The organism is Shewanella sp. SM74 (genome assembly GCF_025653725.1).
Taxonomy (GTDB): Bacteria; Pseudomonadota; Gammaproteobacteria; order Enterobacterales; family Shewanellaceae; genus Shewanella; species Shewanella oncorhynchi.
This window is the reverse complement of sequence record NZ_JAKKRZ010000006.1, coordinates 187657-208937: the sequence shown is the minus strand read 5'-3', so window position 1 is coordinate 208937 and position 21281 is coordinate 187657. Positions and strand designations below refer to the sequence as shown.

Here is a 21281-nt window from a genome sequence, read left to right as displayed (position 1 = left end):
GATTGCCCTTGGCATCGTTTAACTTCCCTATAGACACTAGAGCGATGACAATCAATGCATTTAGCTATGTGTGCTATCGAAAAGCCCTGTTCTAACAGCACGGAAATCTGGTATCGTCTTGCTTCGGTCAACTGTTGATAATTCATGGTGATACTCTTTTACTTTGGCGAGATAAAGCGTACCACTTTTCAGCAGTTGGCTTCTTCTACACCTCGATTAGAGTGTCGCAGTTATTATCTGAATTCTGGTTCCGCCGATATCGCACTCACTAAAAAAGTATTGACCGATATTTTAGATAACAACCAGTATGTGTTAAAAGATCCAGCATATACAGTTGGACTTTCTGAATTGGCTAGCTCTTCAATCAATTTCGTGGTTCGTCCTTGGGTAAAAACATCTGATTATTGGACTGCACGTTTCCAACTGCTTGAGCAAATAAAAAATGCATTAGACGCTGCAGATATAGGTATTCCATTCCCACAAATGGATATCCATGTCAAAGAATTACCGCTAAGCAAATAACAATTAGTGGATAAAAAAGGTCGGTAATTACCGGCCTTTTTTTATGGTTCTACGCATCATTTTAGCGTACCTTAATGGACAGATATTAGCGAAGGCACAGATATTCATGTGTGAGGAAATCCAATGCAAAAATATGTTTCATTTTTAGCCGCAAGCTGTATTTATAGCCTAGTTCTGATGAGTCCCAATACACTCGCCAGTGAGAAAACACAGGTTTTAATGGGTGAAAAAACAGTCACATTAGAAGGGAAAAGACCAAAATTGTCGCAAATGGCGCCGGGGTTTAAAGTCGTTGATGAGCATTTCACGCCAGTGATGCTAAGTGATTTTAAGGGTAAAACTGTACTGATAAGTGCCGTGCCAAGCCTAGATACAGGTGTTTGCGCACTGCAGACGAAGCGCTTCAACAGCGAAGTTGGCCATTTTTCCGATGACGTCATCATGCTAACGATCAGTACCGATTTACCCTTCGCACAGAAGCGTTTCTGTAAAGTGGAAAACGTAGATAAAATCAAAGTGCTATCAGATAGCGTGTGGCGCGATTTTGGTGAAAAGTATGGTTTGTTAATTCAAGATTACGGCTTGCTGGCTAGAGCCATTTTCATCATAGATGCAGAAGGTAAGCTCCACTACCAAGAGTTAGTACCAAACATCACAGAGCATCCTAACTATGATGCTGCCCTTGAAGCCTTGAAAACCCTGCAAGCCCAGCAGTAATTCACCGCTAAAAAACAGGGCAGCCTTAGCTGCCCTTTTGTTTAACGGTTCTATTTCTACGATTTGGTTTTACGATTTAATGTGTATGCTGATCGCCACTGGATTGGTAGTCAAAGGTCGGCATAGACCAATGATATCGCAGCGCCAACATCCGTAAGCTAAAACCAACGCTTAAACAAATAACCAGATTAATCCATTCCGTTAACTGATAGGCTTTTAAGACGATATACAAACCTGCCGTCAGTAATGAAATCACCGCATAGAGTTCTTTTTTAAAAATCAAAGGCACTTGGTTACACAGAATATCGCGGATAACGCCACCAAAGACACCAGTGACCAATCCCATGACTACGGCAATTGTTGGGCTAAATCCCAGCATTAACGTCTTTTGTGCGCCCACTATGGAGAATACGGCTAAACCTAAGGCATCAATAGCCAAAAATAACTTAGACAGATAACGCATCACAGGGGCGATAGCGACAGTGAGCAAAGAAGCGAATGCAATCGCAATAAGGTAATGCACATGCTCAACCCAAATTAAGGGGTAATTTCCGAGCATCATATCCCTTAGTGTGCCGCCACCAATTGCCGTTGCGCAGCCAATGATCACCACACCAAACAAATCCATCTGCTTGCGGCCAGCCGCCAGAGCGCCCGTCATCGCCTCGGCAATAATCCCAATCAGCCAAAGTAATCCAATAATCTGCGTCTCATGCATCTTTGCTACTACCAACAACTCAAAGAATTGATTCTGCCTGATAACCTCTCAGTTCTATAATGATTTTATTTTGAATTCATCATTAGAAAAATTAATTCATCATCTTATTAACAATCTGATGCAGACTCCTATTACATTATTAAGTTATAGGATAAATATTATACAAAATAGTCAGTTATAAAAATGTTACTTTCACATTGTCATCTATGAAAATAGAATTTTTAATAAGTATTAATAACGTAAATCCAATCAGATGATAAATAACTGCAGATCATCTAATACCGTAGACAAATGCATAAAAATCAACCACAAAAAAGCGGCCCTTAGGCCGCTTAATGTTCATTCAAACTGAATCAGAACTACTTAGTGTCAGGCTTAGGTGGATAATTTGCCATTACACTGCCCACTGCTTGATTGATGATCTGTACTCTTTCTTCTGGGGTATTTTTGTCGCGAATGGTATCGGCAACAGAACCACGCCAGATCAGTTTAGTGGTTTTATTATCAACCAAATCAATAATCAGGGTGCCAACTTCATATTCTCTTACTGTGGTTTGGGTCTGCATATTGCCGCCCCAACCCCATCCTGGACCATAGTATGGGTTGTAGCCAAAATTACTATTGAAGGTATCAACATTAATCTTCTTATCAACTTTGGTCAGATAATTAACAAGTACATCAGCATCTTTTGCATCAACTAATGTCATCCCCTTACTCGCTAACTGGCTATTCACCGCTTCTCTGACCCGTTGGTCCATCAAGCCATCTAGATGATATCCAGCAGAATCCGTTTTCTGAGCAACCCAAGCATAGGTTTTATATTGGGTAAAATTGGCGCTAGGATCAAAATCCCAACCTGACTTCATCGAACTACAGGCACTGAGTGCCAACACAGCTAATGCTACAAAAATATTTTTCATCTTAATTTCCTCAGATGTTCGACCCGAACAAAGACAAGTATCAGAGATATGAATTTAGCTTACAGAGCAATAGCCTAATCTACAACTCAATTGATTAAAAAGCGGCATCTCATTCAGCTTGACTTCAGCAAAATCAAAGATGATAATGATTATCAATTGAGATTTAGAGGGGTGTTGAAATGTACTGGTTTATTAGCGCGTTTATGGTTGCATCTGCCATTTTTTTCCTTGCACCAGAAAAAATTTCTCTCGAGGCCAATAACGCCAAAATTAAACGTCATTTGCCTACCAGTTTACTGATATTACCCCTCCTAGTGCTTGGCTGGTTGGTTATTGATACCATTGCTAATGGTACTAACTATGCGACAGTCGCCGCATTTGGTTTTGTTACAACAGCCTGCTTAATTGCGTTACCTAAGTTACATAAATTTATTATGCCCAGTGCATTACTCACCGCTGTGGCGCTGATAGCCATGGTATTCATGCGAATGAATTAATCCCGAGCTTTAAGCTTACTTTTCAAAAATATGCTTACTTCCCTGCAAAGAGTTAGCATTTTGTATTGGCCACTTAAGGAGAATCCTCAAGTGGTCTTTTTTTACCTCCCAGAACCTCTGCAAATTTGATAAACTGAGTCGGTATAAGTCACCTTCTAATATCAATGAATGAAACCGATGAAAGCAGATCCTAATGTATCCTTAGTGTACAGTACCGACAAAGGCCGTATAAATGCAGAGCCCGTCACTAAAGCGATTCCTGAATCCGATGGCATAGTCAGGATCCATAGAGACAGTAAAGGCCGCAAAGGTAAAGGCGTTTCGATTATCTCTGGGTTAGGTCTCGATGAAGCAGCGTTAAAAGCAATGGCACAAACCCTTAAGAAACAATGTGGTTGTGGTGGTACGGTTAAAGATTTCACTATTGAAGTCCAAACGGACAACCGCGAGCAATTAAAGATATTACTTGAGAAACAAAACTACAAAGTTAAATTAGCTGGCGGTTAATCTCGCCCGACTTAGCAATATAGCAGCAAGCTAGATCAACTTAGCCACATCAAACGGAGTAGTTTAATGGAGAGTTTGCAGAACCATTTCTTAATTGCTATGCCCTCACTACACGGTACGTTTTTTGAACGCTCAGTCATTTATATCTGTGAACATGATGCCAAAGGCGCCATGGGGCTGGTGATCAATAAACCGCTCGGTATCGAAGTTAATTCGCTATTAGAACAAATGGATTTGCTGGCAGAGCAAGTCTCCGCGGATTTAGTGCTCAATACCAATGTCATGATGGGCGGCCCCGTCTCCCAAGATCGCGGCTTTGTGCTGCATACCTCTCAGCCCTATTGGGCCAATAGCACAGATCTGGGTTGTGGTTTAATGCTAACCACTTCCCGTGATGTGTTAACCGCGATTGGAAGCAACAGATCGCCCGAGAAGTTCCTCGTCGCCTTAGGTTATGCAGGGTGGAGTAAAGATCAGCTCGAACAAGAGCTTGCCGATAATTCTTGGCTCACAATTCCAGCAACGAATGCGCTCTTGTTTGACATTAAACACGAAGACCGTTGGCCACAGGCCAGTCGTGCTCTCGGATTTGATGCTTGGCAAGTTTCAGCTCAAGCGGGTCACGCTTAAGTCTATTTATTAATATAAGTCAGCACACTATGAATTCGAAAACCGTATTAGGCTTTGATTTTGGCACTAAGAGCATTGGTGTGGCTATAGGCCAAGAAATCACCGCTAGCGCCACGCCATTGTTGTCAATTAAAGCCGTCGATGGGATCCCAAATTGGGATCAGATAGGCGACTTAATCAAGGAGTGGCAACCCGACTTAGTCGTCGTTGGCCTGCCCTTAAACATGGATGGCACAGAGCAAGATATGACCCACAGGGCGCGTAAATTTGCTAATCGCATCAATGCTAAGTTCAAAGTCAAAATAGCCACTCAAGATGAGCGATTAACTACCACTGATGCTAAGGCCAGATTATTCGAATTGGGCGGGTTTAAGGCACTGACCAAAGGTCAAGTCGATGCGGTGTCTGCCGTCCTTATCATCGAAAGCTACTTCGAAAATAACTTCAGCAAGTAATGCCACAATAAATAAAACTACAATAAAAAGAAAAGGATAAGTTGCCTTATCCTTTTAGTTTGATATTTAACCCGATAAATTACCAGATCAAAAATGTGGCTTCACTAAGTTTGCCATCATAGTAATGTGCGCATCATCATCATTTAATGCAGCAATGTAGCGGAACTTCTCACCACCCGCCTCGGCAAAGAGATGACCATTTTCCCCAACAATTTCTTCCAGCGTTTCTAAACAATCGGCGCTAAAAGCTGGGCAGACGATAGCAATATCACGCACGCCTTGTTGCGGCAACGCTTTCAAAGTCGCATCGGTATAAGGTTGTAGCCATTTGGCTTTACCGAAACGCGATTGAAATGTCATCACAAACTCATCTTTACCTAACCCAAGCTTCTCGGTAACCAGTCGAGTCGTTTTCATGCAGAAGCAGTAATACGGATCGCCTAAATGCAAATTACGTTCAGGCATACCATGGTATGACAACACCAATTTTTGCGGTTTACCATGGGCTTCAAAATCAGCCGAGATCGAATTGGCTAAAGCATTAATAAAGTCAGCATTGTCATGATAAGTATTAATAAAATGCAGTGCTGGAATATAGCGCCACTTGGACAACTCAGCCGCAATCGCATCAAATGCAGAACCTGTGGTTGGCGCCGCATATTGGGGATACAGAGGTAACACCACGATTTTATCTATGCCATTTTGATGCATATTCTGCAAGGTGCTAGCAACCGACGGATTACCGTAACGCATGGCTAAATGGACAGAGACATCATAGTTATCGGCTTTAAGCTTATCCGCTAACTTTGCCGTTTGACGCAAACTAATGTCCATTAACGGTGAACCTGCCGCAGTCCATACCTTTTGGTATAATGCTGCCGATTTTGCTGGCCGTACCCGCAAAATAATCCCGTGTAAAATCAACATCCACACTAACTTAGGGATCTCGACGACTCGGGGATCTGCTAAAAACTCTGCAAGATAACGTCTAACAGCAGATGCTGTGGGTTCATCTGGAGTACCTAAATTCAACAACAACACGCCTACTTTGCCGCGCTGCCCGTGTCCAACTTCTTTGGATAAGCCTGAAAATTTAGCCAAAACAGCCTCTTAATTAATAAATATTCGTAAGATTAAAGTACAGATTCTATCGCGTGCTTAAGCTCTTCACTATCTGGCTTCACTTTAGAATTGAACTGTTGCACAACCGCACCATCACCGCTGACGACATACTTATAAAAATTCCACTTAGGCGCACCAGTTTTTTCAGCTAAGTATTTGAAGACACTATTAGCGTCACTACCACGTACTGGCGATGTTGACAGCATAGTAAAGGTGACACCGTAATTGATGTAACACACCTTAGCCGTATCTTTCTCATCATTTTCTTCTTGGAAAAAATCATCCGATGGGAAACCAATGACCACTAAGCCTTTATCTTTGTAGTTTTCATGCAATGTTTCGAGCGCTTTAAACTGCGGGGTGTAACCACAGTTACTGGCCGTGTTAACAATCAACACTGGTTTTCCCTGAGTCAATTCACACAGATTAACCGTCTCTTCAGAATGTAATTTTCGTACTTCAAGGTTCAGATACTCGGGACAAGTGGCCGCCATAGCGCCAACACTCGTCAAGCTCGCTGTCATAGCGAATATCATAGGTAATTTTTTCATTGCTTTCTCCTTTACCAGTACATTACGTAAACGCACTAGGTAAAGATCATATTGAATTAAAAAATAAAAGCTATGGATAATGGCAACATAGCGATAAAGTAGAACCGATTGAGCTGAACGAAAATCTAATACACAAACAAAAAGCAGCCCATAAAGAGCTGCCTAACCCAGAACCGGACTATCACGCTAGTCCATGTCTAAGGTGACACCTTCCATAAAACCTGAGCCCGTGGATTCTTTATTCTGCAATTTAATCATCAAACGTAAATCGTTTGGTGAATCAGCATGGTGCAGCGCATCGGCGTAACTAATCTCGCCATCGACATAAAGTTTCAGCAAGGCCTGATCGAACGTCTGCATGCCCTGCTCGTTGGATTTTGCCATGGTTTCTTTGAGCAAATGCAGCTCGTTCTTCGCAATTAAACTCGCCACCCTTGGGGTGTTAATCAATACTTCAATCGCGGCGCGACGCCCTGTGCCATCGACTTTCGGTATCAATTGCTGCGCCACAATACCGCGTAAATTCAATGATAAATCGAACAATAACTGTTGATGCTTACTCTCAGGCACGAGATGCATAATCCGGTCTAACGCTTGGTTGGCGTTGTTGGCATGCAAGGTTGCCATACAAAGGTGACCCGTTTCTGCAAATGACAGCGCAAACTCCATCGTCTCTTGGGTACGAATTTCACCAATCAAGATCACATCGGGAGCTTGGCGAAGGGAGCTTTTTAGCGCCGCATCAAAAGACTCAGTATCTATACCCACTTCTCGCTGAGTGATTATGCTTTTTCTGTGGTCATGAACGAATTCAACCGGATCTTCAATAGTCAAAATATGCCCACGAGCATGACCATTGCGATAACCCACCAAGGCCGCCAAAGACGTTGACTTACCCGTTCCCGTTCCGCCTACCATAATGATGAGGCCACGTTTACTCATCACCAGATCTTTTAGAATTGGCGGCAATTTTAAATCATCGACATCCGGGATTTTAGTCTCGATACGGCGCATCACACAGCCAGGCGATTCACGCTGCCAAAAAGCGCTCACCCGAAAACGACCTAAATCCTTTGCCGCAAAAGCGAAGTTACACTCACGAGTGGAATGAAACTCTTGCTTCTGCGCCTCTGTCATTAACGACTCAACAAAATCCAGTGATTGTGCTGGTGTAAACGCACTTTCTGCCAAGGGACGCAATTCACCGTCAATCTTGGCACTCGGCGGAAAACCCGCTGTGATGAACAAGTCGGAGGCTTTGCGTTCCACTATCACTTTTAAAAACGGACGAACATCCATCATAAATCCTTAAAATGTCGCTTGTTTATTCGAACTTTTCGCCATTGCATCTTCACGAGTGATAAGACCGCGATTGACTAAGTTCTGTAAACATTGCTCTAAGGTCTGCATTCCATGGGCCATACCTGTTTGAATTGCCGAATACATCTGCGCCACTTTGTCTTCACGAATTAAGTTGCGGATAGCGGGCGTGCCCATCATGATTTCATGGGCGGCGACACGGCCTCCTCCCACCTTTTTAATCAGGGTTTGCGAAATAACCGCTTGCAGCGATTCAGACAACATAGTGCGCACCATGTCTTTTTCACCAGCAGGGAATACGTCGACCACACGGTCAATCGTTTTCGCGGCAGAAGTAGTATGCAAGGTACCAAACACTAAGTGGCCTGTTTCAGCGGCGGTCATCGCCAAACGAATGGTCTCAAGGTCACGCATCTCACCGACTAAAATCACGTCTGGGTCTTCACGTAGTGCGCTTCTAAGCGCCGCATTAAAGCTGTGGGTATGGCGGTGAACTTCACGTTGGTTAATCAAACATTGCTTATTTTGGTGAACGAATTCGATAGGATCTTCAATGGTTAAGATATGATCATGTCGATTTTCATTCACGTAATCCACCATGGCGGCAAGTGTGGTACTCTTACCCGACCCCGTAGGTCCAGTCACTAGGACTAATCCGCGAGGGAAACTGGCAATTTTTTTAAAAATTTCCGGCGCACCTAATTGCTCAAGTGACAAAATGTCACTTGGAATGGTACGAAACACAGCCGCTGCACCACGGGATTGATTGAATGCGTTAACACGAAAGCGTGCAAGATTAGGGACTTCGAACGAGAAATCGATTTCTAAATGTTCTTCGTAGTCCTTGCGCTGCTTATCATTCATTATGTCGTACACTAAGCTGTGTACACCTTGATGATCGAGCGCGGGCAGGTTAATTTTTCTCACTTCACCGTCAACACGGATCATGGGAGATATCCCTGCAGAAAGGTGTAGATCCGAGGCTTTGTGTTTTACACTAAATGCCAATAACTCAGTGATTTCCATCGTTTGGGATATCCTTGCAACTAGATAATTACATCATGACAACAATAGCAGACAGACTCGCAATCGCCCAGCGCAGGATCACACAAGCAGCGCAAAAATGTGCCCGCCACCCCAGCAGTATTCGCTTACTTGCCGTCAGCAAGACTAAACCTATTGAAGACATTATAGCAGCCTACCAAGCGGGTCAGCGTTGCTTTGGCGAAAACTATGTCCAAGAAGGCGCTGAAAAAATTACTGCGCTCAAGGGGGATTTCCCAGACATAGAATGGCATTTTATCGGCCCACTCCAATCCAATAAAACCAGCATAGTCGCCCAGCATTTCGATTGGATGCATACCGTTTCACGCGACAAAATTGCCCTACGTCTCAATGAGCAACGTCCGGCCGAATTGGCGCCATTAAACGTCTGTATTCAAATTAATATCAGTGCTGAAGACACAAAATCTGGCATAGATGCGGCTCAAATGCTGCCACTGGCCGAACTGATAGCTCAGCTACCTAACTTAGCACTGAGGGGCCTAATGGCAATTCCAACGGCTACCGCAGATACAGAGTTACAGCTTAAAGAGTTTTCCATGTTAAACAATCTATTTCAAGAACTTAAAACGCATTATCCCGCTGTAGATACGCTTTCAATGGGGATGAGTAATGACCTAGATACAGCGATTAGCTGCGGTTCAACTATGGTGCGTATTGGCAGTGCCATTTTTGGTGAGCGCAATTACGCTGCGTAAAATCCACGTTCGGCATTTAGTTAGAGGTCAGTTTAACCTTGTTTTTAGCACTTTATGCCCAAATACTGTATTTAAGAACACCGAACATTAACGATTTAAGAGCAATTAGCGAGAGTCGATAATCAGGCTCAGTCATTCAAATGACTAACCGTTTTATCATCTTAATTTAAGGTGAAGATGTTACAAGTTAACGGTTAACACACTGAAGAGAATCAAATGGATCAACAGAAAATCTGCTTTATCGGTGCCGGCAATATGACGCGCAGCATCATCAGTGGCTTAATCAATAGCGGCTATCCAGCTCAACTCATCCAAGCGACTAATCCCAGCCAAGGTAAACTTGATGCACTAAAAGACGATTTTGGGATTTTGGTTTCTCAGGATAATTTGGCAGCGGCGCAAGCTGCCGATGTAATAGTACTTTCAGTAAAACCACAATTGATGCAACAAGTTTGTGAAGCATTACAGACAGTCGAGCTGTCGAATAAGTTAGTCATCACTATCGCTGCGGGCATTAAAGCAAAGCGATATACCGACTATCTGGCACAAGACATCAAGCTTATCCGCGCCATGCCAAATACGCCGATGCAAATTAGTGTTGGTATGACTGGCCTCTATGCGCCTCAAAGCATTACTACCGAGCAGAAAGCCATTTGCGATCGTTTGATGTCAAGCGGCGGCGAAATAGTGTGGGTAAATGAAGAGTCAGATTTAGATCAAGTGATTGCACTATCGGGCAGTTCACCGGCTTATTTCTTTTTGCTAATGGAGTCTATGATAGATGCAGGCAAAGAAATGGGAATGGATGAAACAAAAGCCAGAAGTTTAGTGCAGCAAGCTGCGCTTGGCGCTGCTATGATGGCAAAGCAAAACCCACAACTGACCTTAGGTAATTTAAGGGAGAATGTTACTTCAAAGGGCGGCACCACCGCACAAGCGCTGGCGACATTTGAAGCTGCGGATATGCGCGGCTTAGTAAAAAAAGCCATGGAAAACTGTATTAATCGTGCAGAAGAAATGGCTAAAACATTTTGATCCACTAACACGTTTTTATATCGAACTTTAATAGGTAGAAATCTCGATGAATGCATTTACCTTTTTAATCACCACTCTATTCGATCTCTATTTGATGGTGGTGATTTTGCGGATTTGGTTACAACTGGCAAGGGCTGATTTTTACAATCCTTTTAGCCAATTTATTGTTAAAGCAACTCACCCGCTCATCGCACCAATGCGCCGTATTTTGCCTTCCTTAGGGCGATTTGATACCGCATCTTTCGTCCTCGCATTATTGGTTGTGATAGCCAAGCTGCTACTAATTAGCCTCATTGCGGGCGGTGGCATAGACATACTGTTATTTTTGCTGTTTGCCGTTGTATCTGTGGTCAAAAAAGCAGGGGTACTGCTATTTTGGATGCTATTAATACGCGCAATCTTAAGCTGGTTTAACCAAGGCTATAATCCAATTGTAATGATCATGGGTCAGTTAACTGAACCCGTATTAGCACCAATACGTCGTATCATACCGCCAATTGGTGGTTTAGATTTATCCGTAATGCTGGTCATTATTGGTATGAATTTCCTCAATATGTTACTTGCTCAATATATCCCTTATTGGGCTGTGATCTAATGAGTGCAGTGACTTTGCAGCAAGGTGACTTGCTGCTTAATCTCTACATTCAGCCTAAGGCTAGCCGAGATCAAATTGTAGGATTGCACGGTGATGAGCTAAAAGTAGCCATCACTGCGCCGCCTATTGATGGCAAAGCGAATGCCCATTTAAGCAAGTACTTAGCAAAAGCTTTTAAAGTGCCAAAGAGCGACATTCACATAATAAAAGGTGAACTTGGCCGACATAAACAAATCCGCATTATTGACCCTAAGATCATCCCAAGTGTCATTACTGAACTGATGGGGCAAGATAGTGAAAAGTAATTCAGTTGAAAGATCAATCAGTTAAATAATCGTACAACTGAAAACGAATTAATCCTTTGAATGCTATTAATTTATTGAAAAAAATAGTCACAGCGGCCCTATAATCCAACATTCCCTAATATGAGGTATCCATCATGTTCCGTAATCTTCTCGCTGTATTAGCCCTCACGGCCAGCCTTTGCGGTGTTGCAAATGCCGAGCAAAAAGAAACTGTCGGCAATTTTGATATTCATTACATGGCACTTGGCAGTACATTTTTAACGCCTAGCATAGCCAAATCCTATGGAATTAAGCGCAGTAGCTACACTGGCATCATCAATATTGCCGTATTAGATATTAGCGAAGCGAATAAGCCCGCAGTACCAGTTGAAATTACTGGAGTTGCTAATAATTTGTTAGATGCGCGAATCAATCTAACGTTTAAAGAGATCCGCGAAGGTGATGCGATTTATTACATTGCCGAAGTGCCCTACCGCGATGATCAGGAAATCAACTTCAATATCGCAATTAAATATGGCAATCAACTGAACACTAACTTACAGTTTAAGCAAAAATTCTACGTTGAATAAATCTATTTTATACCTTTGTTGGCGTTGCTTTCCTGTAGCGCCCCCCCTTTCCCTGTCCTTTACTATTGAGCTTGGGTATCATAGTGCCAACGCACGTCGCCCCATTTATGATAGGTATTCCATGCAACAAATCGTCCTCGCCAGCGGTAATAAAGGCAAACTCGCCGAATTCGATCAAATGCTCGCAAGCTACGGTGTCACTGTACTGCCGCAGAGCCAGTTTAATGTCAGCGAAGTAGCAGAAACGGGTACCACTTTTGTAGAGAATGCCATTATCAAAGCAAGGCATGCCGCCGAAATCACCGGACTTGCGGCCATTGCCGATGATTCGGGTTTAGAAGTGGATTTACTCCAAGGCGCTCCAGGCATTTATTCAGCACGTTACGCAGGCGAAAATGCCAAAGATCAAGACAACGTATTGAAACTACTTGAGACGTTAAAAGACCAGCCAGCACCTCGCGGGGCAAGATTCCAATGCGTACTGGTATATATGCGCCATGCGAAAGACCCTACCCCGATTATTTGCCAAGCCTCATGGGAAGGCCAAATCAACTTTAGCCAACGCGGCGCTAATGGCCATGGTTACGATCCGATTTTTATCCCTGAAAATTATCAATGTAGCGCGGCAGAGCTGAGCAGCAACGAGAAAAATGCCTTAAGTCATCGCGGTAAAGCCCTAGTGCAACTCATCGCCGCCATGCAAGCCCAAGGCGTATTAACAGGCGGGAATGCACAATAATGTCGTCAACTGCCATGACTACTACGATGAAGCTCGAACTGCCACCACTCAGTCTGTATATCCATATTCCCTGGTGCGTACAAAAGTGTCCCTATTGTGACTTTAATTCCCATGGCCAAAATGGCGAACTGCCACAAGAGGCTTATGTTGATGCGCTATTGGAAGACTTACGCCAAGATTTACATCTCGTCCAAGGGCGGCAGATCCATACCATCTTTATCGGTGGCGGCACGCCATCCTTATTCGATGCTTTGCAAATCAAACGCATACTCGATGGTACCAATGCGCTAATCCCCTTTAGTGACAATATCGAAATCACTATGGAAGCTAACCCTGGCACTTTAGAACACGATGACTTTAGTGCTTATCGTGCAGCGGGCGTCACTCGTTTATCTATTGGTGTGCAGAGCTTTTCTAAGGATAAACTCAACTTACTTGGACGTATTCACGATCAAAACGAGGCACAAGTCGCCGCTCAAAAAGCCAGCCAAGCGGGATACTTGAGTTTTAACCTCGATTTAATGCATGGATTACCCAATCAAAGCTTTGCTGAAGCTATGGCCGATATCGACACGGCAGCGGCGCTGAATCCGCCACACCTATCTTGGTACCAGTTAACGATTGAGCCCAATACCCTATTCCACTCAAAACCGCCACAGCTGCCCGATGACGAAGCGCTCTGGCATATCTATGAGCAAGGTCAACAAAAGCTGGCCGCATTAGGGTATGAGCAATACGAAATATCCGCCTATGCAAAACCAGGTTACCAATGTAGGCACAATCTCAACTACTGGCAGTTTGGTGATTATCTAGGCATAGGCTGTGGCGCCCACGGCAAAGTGACGCTGCCAGAAGAAAACCGCATCATACGCACAGTAAAAATTAAACATCCCAAGGGATATCTGAGTGCCCACAACTACACCTTCGAATCGATTGAAGTTGCAGAGGAAGACCGCGCGCTCGAATATTTAATGAATCGCCTGCGTCTGATGACACCTATTCCTAAGCAAGAATTTGAACTGCGTACCGGACAACACAGAGACACATTGACCGAAGGAATGGAAAAGGCCAAACAACGCGGTTTACTCACAGAATCCGCTGAACATTGGCAATTAACCAGTAAAGGTCATATGTTTGTTAATGATTTACTGACACAATTTTGCTGAGTTAGCCGTTAAAACATCTATATAAATAATGTGTTAGTAACAAATAGTGCCGTTTAACACTATTACTGCTAACACATTTTCTAACACTAATATCCATACATTCTTGTTCCGCTTCTTTAGTATTGATGCAAATCAATCTAGGAAGCCTGATCATGCCAATAAAAACTAAAATCAGCTTAGTCGCACTGACCCTTTCAGCTCTACTGACCATTCCCGCGTATGCAGCATCAACTGCGCCAGCCTTACACAGTGCAAGCGAACCTGTGAATGCAGTAGCGCAAACCGAATCAGAAAAAGCCAATGCTCTGTTCGAAACCATCTTCATGGAAAACATCATGGCGAGCCCCATTTCGCAGACCTATATGGGGATCAAGCAAGACTATGATAAATGGGATGAACTGGGTGATGCCGCCGATGATAAAACCCTAGCGCGCACAAAAAAACAACTGGAGCGGGTCAATCAGATTGATGCGGCCAAGCTCGATCCACAAACAAACCTCAGCCTTACCTTACTAAAACAAAATCTGCAAAATGACATCGAAGATGACCAATGGCGCTATCATAATTATCCTGTAAATCAAATGTATGGCGGCCACTCTATGATCGCCTCCTTCTTGATTAACCAACATCAAATCACAGATGTCAGCGATGCTATGGCCTATATCAGCCGCTTGAATGGCGTTCCCAAACGCTTAAATCAACTACAGACAGTATTAGCCGTTCGCGCAGATAAAGGCATTATCGCGCCTAAGTTCGTATTCGCTTATGTGATTTCAGACAGCCAAAACATCATCAAAGGCGCGCCTTTTGATAAGGGCGACGACAGCGCGTTACTCGCAGATTTTCGCCGTAAAGTTAACGCATTAGCGATTAAAGAAACGGAAAAGCAAGCACTGCTTCAACAGGCTGAGCAAGCACTCGTTACTCAAGTCGAGCCCGCCTATAACAAACTCATTAGTTACGTAAAAACCTTAGCTGCCAAAGCTGATGACCGCGATGGTGCGTGGAAACTCCCTAACGGAGCCGCCTATTACAATAATGCCTTGGCCCGTACTACCACGACAAACATGAGCGCCGATCAAATCCATGACTTAGGACTTTCTGAGGTGGAGCGTATCCACAATGAAATGCGCGCCATTATGAAGAAGGTCAACTTTAAAGGCAATTTGCAGCAATTTTTTAGCTTTATGCGTGATGATCCCCAGTTCTACTACCCCAATACCGCCGAAGGCAAAGCCGCCTATTTAGCTGAGGCGACTAAGTTCATCGACAATATGAAGTCGCGCTTGGATGAAGTGTTCAAAGTAAAACCTAAGGCCTCCATGGTAGTGAAGCAGGTTGAAGCCTTTAGAGAAAAATCTGCTGGTAAAGCCTTCTATGAACAACCGGCACCGGATGGTTCGCGTCCAGGTAGCTACTATGCAAACCTATATGACATGAAAGCCATGCCAAAATACCAAATGGAGGCGCTGGCCTACCACGAAGGTATTCCGGGTCACCATATGCAGATAGCCATTTCCCAAGAGCTGCAAAATATTCCTAAGTTCCGTAAGTTTGGGGGCTATACCGCGTATATTGAGGGCTGGGGTTTATATAGCGAATCTTTCCCAAAAGAAATGGGACTCTACGCCGATCCCTATTCTGACTTTGGTCGCCTAGCAATGGAGTTGTGGCGTGCCTGTCGCTTAGTCGTTGATACTGGTATCCACGCTAAAAAGTGGACCCGCGAGCAAGGCATTGCCTATTACGTGGACAATACGCCAAATGCTAAATCAGATGCGGTGAAAATGGTTGAACGCCATATCGTTATGCCATCGCAAGCGACAGCTTATAAAGTAGGTATGATTAAACTACTAGAGCTAAGACATAAAGCAGAGCAACAGCTTGGCAGTCAATTTGATATCCGCGACTTCCATACGCTAGTACTTGCTAACGGCGCATTACCACTGGATGTACTAGAACAACAAGTCGATCTCTGGATAGCCAGTAAGAAGCAGGCCTAATGCCTTAATGCTGAGCCGTGAAGCATTGTTAACTTGCTTCACGACTAAAGCGACATAAGTGAAAGTCTTAAGCTGCGCCCAATAAAAAAGCCACTAGAAAGTGGCTTTTTTATTGGTACCATTATCCCGTTAGATAACAGAACCCTTCTCACTGTGGGTCACTATATTTGTTGCATTAATATATGCTTTAGCACTCGCCTTCACATCATTTAACACACAGTTGCGACTTTAGGGTACAGGGAGACAAAACTTGTGCTCAAGGCTACAAACCATCAATAAAAAAATTACCTCAGCGATAAGGCTGAGGTAAACCAAAAACTAGGATGATGGTTTAAAGAGCCAACATTGTTTTAGTTCTCAAACTTCTGTTGGCTGTGATCCAAAACTGCATTAACGCCGACCTGTATACAAAAATTGAAAGGGGTCATTTCCAATAAACGTATAGGACTCAGATCATTCCGAATCAACTGTTACCATTGTATTCAATTAAGAACAGAGTTCAAGGATGTTATAAAAAAGTGCTTTAGTAACCCCTAAAAAACCATCAACAAATGTACTCATCAACTCGATCTAAAGTATTGATTTTAAATGACCAGAAAAGTATCTGCCCAATTTAAAACCACATAAGACTGCTTTTGAGAACAATGTTTCCTATTTTACTGACGTTTACTGAATAATTCGACATAGGGAGCATCCCAATACGGTGGCGTTCCTATGTGATCTTTGATGAATTCGATAAAAGAACTGACCTTAGGTGCTAAGTGCTTACGACGGGGATAAACCGCCTGCAATGGCAGATGGTGGGTCAATTGCCAATCCTTCAGTAAAGGCACTAATGTCCCTTTAGCAATTTCATCTTCCATCAGATAACTCGCAAGATACACAACGCCAAGACCACTGATTGCAGCAGATTTTAATGCAGGCGCATTATCCACCCTGAAATTACCCGATACGCCAATTTCACAGTAGTCATCACCCTTCTTAAATTGCCACATGCTGTGCTCGTGCCACTCGCCTTGATAGACCAAACAGTTGTGGTCAACTAGCTGCTCAGGTCGAGTTGGCTCGCCATGTTGAGCAATATAGCCAGGCGAAGCAACTAACAGGAATTGGCACTTCATCAGAGGTCTAGCAACCATGCCAAGCGGTAATTGCTCAGACATAGTTAATAGTAAGTCTAAGCCTTCGCTCACGACATCCACTTTATGGTCCAGTAAGCTCACTTGTAGCTCAAGCTCAGGATGTTTTGCCATAAAAGATGGCAACGCAGGAATGATATGCATCACCCCAAAGGATTGGGAAATTCCAACCTTAAGCACGCCGCGGGTCGCATCATTTAAGTTATGCACGCTGGCTATCGCTTGTTCAGCGTCACGCAGCAGTTCTTCACCTTGCAGATACAGCAAATGCCCTGCTTCAGTCAGGCTTAAGCTGCGGGTGGTACGTTGAATTAATTGAACACCAAGTCTATGTTCAAGATCGGCGACTTGTGTACTGACCTTAGACTTAGAGATCCCAAGCCTTCTTGCGGCGGCACTAAAACTACCTGCTCTGGCCACATGAGTAAAAATCGCAATAGGTTCTAACAGTTCTAACATGGAAGTCGCCTTAAGCTGTTTACGACAATGATATTAACTTTCGGTGAATAGCAGTGGTTAGCGTAATCATCGCTTAAAAATAACCATAGCATTGATATCTCGCATCAAAATGACATAACGCAGAGATTTAGACCGAAAAAGTCCACTAAAGTAGGGGGTTATATCTGACTGATATGCCAGCTTTTAATTATATTTTAAGAGTATACCAAATATTCGTCTCTAGACTGTAACATTCCGAACTAAATCCCTGCAAGCCTAGCCTATTAAGCCACATCAACTTAGCCATAAGGGTTGTAGCCACGATTAAACCGTAGCCAATAAAAAAGCCCCTAGTCGATAAATTGACTAGGGGCGTAGCATTCAAGTTTGACTCATGCACAAGGAGATAGAAGTTATTGCAGTTAAAACTAAGGGCGATTCGCAAGAACTATTTACAAGAACTATTCACGCAGTTCCTTGGTTGAGTTTTGTGTCAACACATAAGGTGCTAGTTCTGGCACTTCTTGGCGCAATTGATTTTCAAGCACTAACAAATTTTCAAATCGGTCGCACAAACGGTCAGCCTTAGCTTCTAATCCCTTAGATTGGCTCTCAACTTGTTGCTCAATATCTTGGCCTAAATTGTCCATTTTTTTGGAGAAGGTATCCATCTTGGCTTCAAAATTCTCACCGCCACCAGACATGATTTGGCCACCTAGGTTCATCATAATTGCGCCAATTGAATTCTGGACAATTTGTTCCATTTCCAGCTCAAATTCATCGTTAAATGTACTTTGCATCGAGTCTTCAGTCGCCCCTAAATAGAAGCTATCACCATTCTTGTAAGCCACTGAGTCAACCCGTTTTTGAACGCCAGCCATCATTTCATCAAATTTTGCACCAGCGGCATCACCCATTAAAGGTGTTAAGGCCATACCAACAGCTTTGGAAGCAAGAGATACTGCCTCATTCACCAGTTCAATCACTTCTGGCACTTGAGTCGAAACTTCATCGGCATATTGAGTAACCAATTTTTTCTGCTTGTCGGTTAAGTTAACTTGCTTACCTTCCACGAATAACTTGTCAACTTCGATACGATACTTTTCTGTGCCCTTCTCGCTCATGACTAATTTTTTAGGCTCAACCATAACGTCATAATTTAAGGAAACTTCACAGCGTTCATCTATTTCTGGCTCTGTTTGTGCTTGCGCCAGCTGCACACTAGATGTTCCTAAAATCACGCCAGATAATGCAAATCCAGTTAATAACTTATTTAATTTCATTTTTGTTCGTCCTTTAATCTGAATAATTCGATAAACCTAAACTACTGAATAGCTTATAGCATGAGACGTGCCAATTTTATAACAATATGATTATGTTGAATTTTGAAAGTTAGCACTAAAAGGTCATTAGCGAAATTCGCTAACATTTAGTCTGATAGTGCTAATAAAACGTGAGGTAAAGCTAGAAAATAGAACGGCCGAGACGCTGACTTAGATGCTCAAGCATCGCAGTGCCCGCAAGTGAGTTGCCATTATTATCGAGTTCTGGCGACCATACACAAATCGACAGTTCTCCAGGGATCACGGCAATAATACCGCCGCCGACGCCACTTTTACCTGGCATACCAACACGATAAGCAAACTCACCCGCACCATCGTATAAGCCCGAGGTTGCCAACAGAGCGTTAAGTTGTCGAGTTTGCACTTGAGAGATAAGCTCAGACCCTGTGATACTTTTGCCGCGATTAGCCAAATACAACATGGCCTTAGACAAGTCAGCACAATTCATCTTCAAGGCGCAATAATGAAAATAGGTGCGCAGCACAGTATCAACATCGCCTTGAAAATTACCAAACGACTTCATCAAATAAGCGATAGCCGCATTGCGCGCACTATGCTGATATTCTGAATCTGCTACTTGTTTATCGAAACACACTTTATCGTTTTGGCTTAGTTGCCTGACTAACTCAAGCATTCTGTGTTTAGGTGCGCCTAAACGACTCTGCAATAAGTCAGCAATCACTAACGCGCCAGCATTGATAAATGGGTTGCGCGGCTTGCCACGTTCTAACTCGACTTGTACTAAAGAGTTGAATGAATGACCCGAAGGTTCTTTGCCAACACGGCTCCAGATTTCGGCTTCTTCATATAAAGTTAACGCTAAGGTTAAGCTGAAAACTTTGGAGATACTTTGAATCGAAAACTGCTCAAGGTAATCGCCCGCACCTAAAGTTTCACCGTCAACAGTCGTGACGGCAATGCCTAATTTGCCAGCATCAACGCTGGCCAGTGCGGGGATATAATTTGCAACCCTTCCTTGGCCGAGCAAGGGTCGAACTTTCTCGACCACTTCCTCAAGTAATGCCAACTCGGGCATTAACCCCACCAAATGTCGTACAGTTCGCTAACTTCAACCTGAGACACTTTTTGGGTCGCCCAGAATGCCTTAACTGCAGCAATATCTTCTTCGGTACATTTACCAATCGTTTGGGTGGCGATAATGCCTTCCCATTCGATGTGGCCGCCGCCATGGAAACCTAATTTACGGGTTTCGATCACTTCATCGATGAATTTATCTACAGTTGCATCGATATCGGCTTCAGATACTGATGCATCAAAAGTCCAAGCCATATCGAAACCTAACTCTTGGAATTCATCAACGCGCATTTTCTTACGTAAACGACGGCTACGATTAGTTGCCATAGTGATTTTCCCTTTTGTGTTTAAAATTAGCTAAAATTGAGTTCGTGATTAAGCGATACGCTCAAACATCAGATCCCATACACCGTGACCCAGTCTATGGCCGCGGGCTTCAAACTTTGTCAATGGACGATGATCAGGACGCGGCACCACACTGCCGTCGGCCGACTGGTTTTGATAACCCGGTGCGGCTTGCATCACCTCTAACATATGCTCGCTGTACTCTTCCCAGTCAGTGGCCATATGGAACACACCGCCAATTTTTAGCTTGCGACGAATAAGTTCGGCAAATTCAGCTTGTACGATGCGGCGTTTATGGTGACGTTTTTTATGCCAAGGATCTGGGAAGAACAATTGCACTCGGGCTAATGAACCGTCAGCAATCGCATGTTCTAATACTTCCATGGCATCGTGATGATACACACGTAAATTAGTCACACCAGCAATGGCGGCATCACTGAGGCAAGAGCCTACACCCGGTTTATGTACTTCAATACCAATGAAATTTTGCTCTGGTGCATCTTTAGCCATTTGTACTAAAGAGGCGCCCATGCCAAAGCCAATTTCCAGCACAGTATCAGCTTCACGACCAAAAACGTCGCTTAGTACCAATGGCACTGGGCTGTAATCTAAACCCATTGTTGGCCACTGGCTTTCAATAGCGTGTGCTTGGCCTTTGGTTAGGCGACCTTCTCTCAGGACAAAGCTTCTGATCTTGCGCAGATACTTGCCTTCTTCATTAAATTCAGCGGTAGTGACTTCGCTCATTTTTGCCTCGTCTAGTGGACAACACCATCATAAAAGAAGGGCATTATCCAAAGTTCAACATACAGTGCAAGCACTAATGGGGCGAAAGTATACCAAGATTATT

General features: G+C 43.6%; 25 protein-coding genes and 1 pseudogene. 14 read left to right on the top strand and 12 right to left on the bottom strand.

All coding sequences use genetic code 11. From position 1 onward, the window contains the following. On the bottom strand, positions 1-146 hold a 146-nt coding region (locus L5M49_RS08850; protein WP_263148938.1), incomplete at its 3' end, for a helix-turn-helix domain-containing protein. Positions 147-243: 97 nt separating this feature from the next. Here L5M49_RS08850 and L5M49_RS08845 point away from each other — a divergent pair. Continuing rightward, a pseudogene (locus L5M49_RS08845) lies at positions 244-522 on the top strand (mechanosensitive ion channel family protein); the annotation flags it as partial. A gap of 123 nt (positions 523-645) precedes the next feature. Beyond that, positions 646-1239, top strand: a complete 594-nt coding sequence (gene tpx, locus L5M49_RS08840; protein ID WP_263265857.1) for a thiol peroxidase — start codon at positions 646-648, stop codon at positions 1237-1239. Positions 1240-1315: 76 nt separating this feature from the next. Here the strand turns inward: tpx and L5M49_RS08835 are convergent, their stop codons facing one another. Next, the gene (locus L5M49_RS08835) at positions 1316-1957 is read right to left on the bottom strand and encodes a trimeric intracellular cation channel family protein (protein ID WP_028761275.1); all 642 of its coding nucleotides are present in this window, start codon (positions 1955-1957) and stop codon (positions 1316-1318) included. A 359-nt stretch (positions 1958-2316) separates the two neighbouring features. Next, positions 2317-2877 carry a DUF4136 domain-containing protein gene (locus L5M49_RS08830; RefSeq protein ID WP_028761276.1) on the bottom strand — a complete coding sequence of 187 codons (561 nt, stop codon included), beginning with the start codon at positions 2875-2877 and terminating at the stop codon, positions 2317-2319. A 179-nt stretch (positions 2878-3056) separates the two neighbouring features. Here L5M49_RS08830 and L5M49_RS08825 point away from each other — a divergent pair, with 179 nt between their 5' ends. The 4 genes from L5M49_RS08825 to ruvX all read left to right on the top strand — a co-directional run bounded on the left by L5M49_RS08825 (position 3057) and on the right by ruvX (position 4966). After that, complete coding sequence (locus tag L5M49_RS08825) at positions 3057-3374, top strand: hypothetical protein (protein WP_105253083.1); 318 nt, start codon at positions 3057-3059, stop codon at positions 3372-3374. Between the two features lie 177 nt (positions 3375-3551). After that, entirely contained in the window at positions 3552-3881 is a 330-nt protein-coding gene (gene yciH, locus L5M49_RS08820) for a stress response translation initiation inhibitor YciH (protein WP_263223408.1), read from the top strand. Positions 3882-3947: 66 nt separating this feature from the next. Continuing rightward, on the top strand, positions 3948-4511 hold the full coding sequence (locus L5M49_RS08815) for a YqgE/AlgH family protein (RefSeq protein ID WP_263265856.1): 564 nt from the start codon (positions 3948-3950) through the stop codon (positions 4509-4511). A 29-nt stretch (positions 4512-4540) separates the two neighbouring features. Beyond that, positions 4541-4966, top strand: coding sequence for a Holliday junction resolvase RuvX (gene ruvX, locus L5M49_RS08810; RefSeq protein ID WP_006082513.1), 426 nt, complete (start codon positions 4541-4543; stop codon positions 4964-4966). 87 nt (positions 4967-5053) lie between these two features. On the opposite strand, the gene hemH is transcribed toward ruvX, so the two are convergent. The 4 genes from hemH to L5M49_RS08790 all read right to left on the bottom strand — a co-directional run bounded on the left by hemH (position 5054) and on the right by L5M49_RS08790 (position 8985). Further along, positions 5054-6067: a ferrochelatase gene (gene hemH, locus L5M49_RS08805; RefSeq protein ID WP_263142371.1), complete on the bottom strand. Its 1014-nt coding sequence runs from the start codon at positions 6065-6067 to the stop codon at positions 5054-5056. A gap of 32 nt (positions 6068-6099) precedes the next feature. Next, positions 6100-6639 carry a glutathione peroxidase gene (locus L5M49_RS08800; protein ID WP_263142372.1) on the bottom strand — a complete coding sequence of 180 codons (540 nt, stop codon included), beginning with the start codon at positions 6637-6639 and terminating at the stop codon, positions 6100-6102. Between the two features lie 186 nt (positions 6640-6825). Continuing rightward, positions 6826-7938: a PilT/PilU family type 4a pilus ATPase gene (locus tag L5M49_RS08795; protein WP_028761282.1), complete on the bottom strand. Its 1113-nt coding sequence runs from the start codon at positions 7936-7938 to the stop codon at positions 6826-6828. Positions 7939-7947: 9 nt separating this feature from the next. Next, on the bottom strand, positions 7948-8985 hold the full coding sequence (locus tag L5M49_RS08790) for a type IV pilus twitching motility protein PilT (RefSeq protein WP_006082517.1): 1038 nt from the start codon (positions 8983-8985) through the stop codon (positions 7948-7950). A 35-nt stretch (positions 8986-9020) separates the two neighbouring features. Here L5M49_RS08790 and L5M49_RS08785 point away from each other — a divergent pair, with 35 nt between their 5' ends. The 8 genes from L5M49_RS08785 to L5M49_RS08750 all read left to right on the top strand — a co-directional run bounded on the left by L5M49_RS08785 (position 9021) and on the right by L5M49_RS08750 (position 16131). Continuing rightward, positions 9021-9719: a YggS family pyridoxal phosphate-dependent enzyme gene (locus L5M49_RS08785; RefSeq protein WP_028761283.1), complete on the top strand. Its 699-nt coding sequence runs from the start codon at positions 9021-9023 to the stop codon at positions 9717-9719. A 216-nt stretch (positions 9720-9935) separates the two neighbouring features. Then, positions 9936-10754, top strand: coding sequence for a pyrroline-5-carboxylate reductase (gene proC / locus L5M49_RS08780; RefSeq protein ID WP_173497619.1), 819 nt, complete (start codon positions 9936-9938; stop codon positions 10752-10754). Positions 10755-10800: 46 nt separating this feature from the next. Then, positions 10801-11349 (top strand): YggT family protein, encoded by a 549-nt coding sequence (locus L5M49_RS08775; RefSeq protein ID WP_105251874.1) that lies wholly within the window; start codon positions 10801-10803, stop codon positions 11347-11349. After that, the gene (gene yggU, locus L5M49_RS08770) at positions 11349-11654 is read left to right on the top strand and encodes a DUF167 family protein YggU (protein WP_028761286.1); all 306 of its coding nucleotides are present in this window, start codon (positions 11349-11351) and stop codon (positions 11652-11654) included. The genes L5M49_RS08775 and yggU overlap by 1 nt, the downstream gene beginning before the upstream one ends. A 134-nt stretch (positions 11655-11788) precedes the next feature. Then, positions 11789-12223 carry a DUF4426 domain-containing protein gene (locus tag L5M49_RS08765; RefSeq protein WP_113939419.1) on the top strand — a complete coding sequence of 145 codons (435 nt, stop codon included), beginning with the start codon at positions 11789-11791 and terminating at the stop codon, positions 12221-12223. Between the two features lie 121 nt (positions 12224-12344). Then, complete coding sequence (gene rdgB / locus L5M49_RS08760; protein ID WP_219251292.1) at positions 12345-12962, top strand: RdgB/HAM1 family non-canonical purine NTP pyrophosphatase; 618 nt, start codon at positions 12345-12347, stop codon at positions 12960-12962. Further along, positions 12962-14128: a radical SAM family heme chaperone HemW gene (hemW, locus tag L5M49_RS08755; protein ID WP_263265855.1), complete on the top strand. Its 1167-nt coding sequence runs from the start codon at positions 12962-12964 to the stop codon at positions 14126-14128. Before rdgB ends, hemW begins: the two co-directional genes overlap by 1 nt. A 152-nt stretch (positions 14129-14280) precedes the next feature. After that, complete coding sequence (locus L5M49_RS08750) at positions 14281-16131, top strand: DUF885 domain-containing protein (RefSeq protein ID WP_263265854.1); 1851 nt, start codon at positions 14281-14283, stop codon at positions 16129-16131. 656 nt (positions 16132-16787) lie between these two features. Here L5M49_RS08750 and L5M49_RS08745 read toward each other — a convergent pair. From L5M49_RS08745 to trmB, 5 genes are all read right to left on the bottom strand, one after another. Beyond that, complete coding sequence (locus tag L5M49_RS08745; protein ID WP_006082526.1) at positions 16788-17729, bottom strand: LysR family transcriptional regulator; 942 nt, start codon at positions 17727-17729, stop codon at positions 16788-16790. A gap of 440 nt (positions 17730-18169) precedes the next feature. Then, a complete protein-coding gene (locus tag L5M49_RS08740; protein ID WP_263177050.1) occupies positions 18170-18991 on the bottom strand; it encodes a YggN family protein in 822 nt (273 codons plus the stop codon). 181 nt (positions 18992-19172) lie between these two features. Beyond that, positions 19173-20087: a glutaminase B gene (glsB, locus tag L5M49_RS08735; protein ID WP_263265853.1), complete on the bottom strand. Its 915-nt coding sequence runs from the start codon at positions 20085-20087 to the stop codon at positions 19173-19175. After that, on the bottom strand, positions 20087-20413 hold the full coding sequence (locus L5M49_RS08730; RefSeq protein WP_028761293.1) for a YggL family protein: 327 nt from the start codon (positions 20411-20413) through the stop codon (positions 20087-20089). The genes glsB and L5M49_RS08730 overlap by 1 nt, the downstream gene beginning before the upstream one ends. Before the next feature lie 48 nt (positions 20414-20461). Beyond that, a complete protein-coding gene (gene trmB, locus L5M49_RS08725; protein ID WP_105251866.1) occupies positions 20462-21178 on the bottom strand; it encodes a tRNA (guanosine(46)-N7)-methyltransferase TrmB in 717 nt (238 codons plus the stop codon). Positions 21179-21281 lie beyond the last annotated feature (103 nt).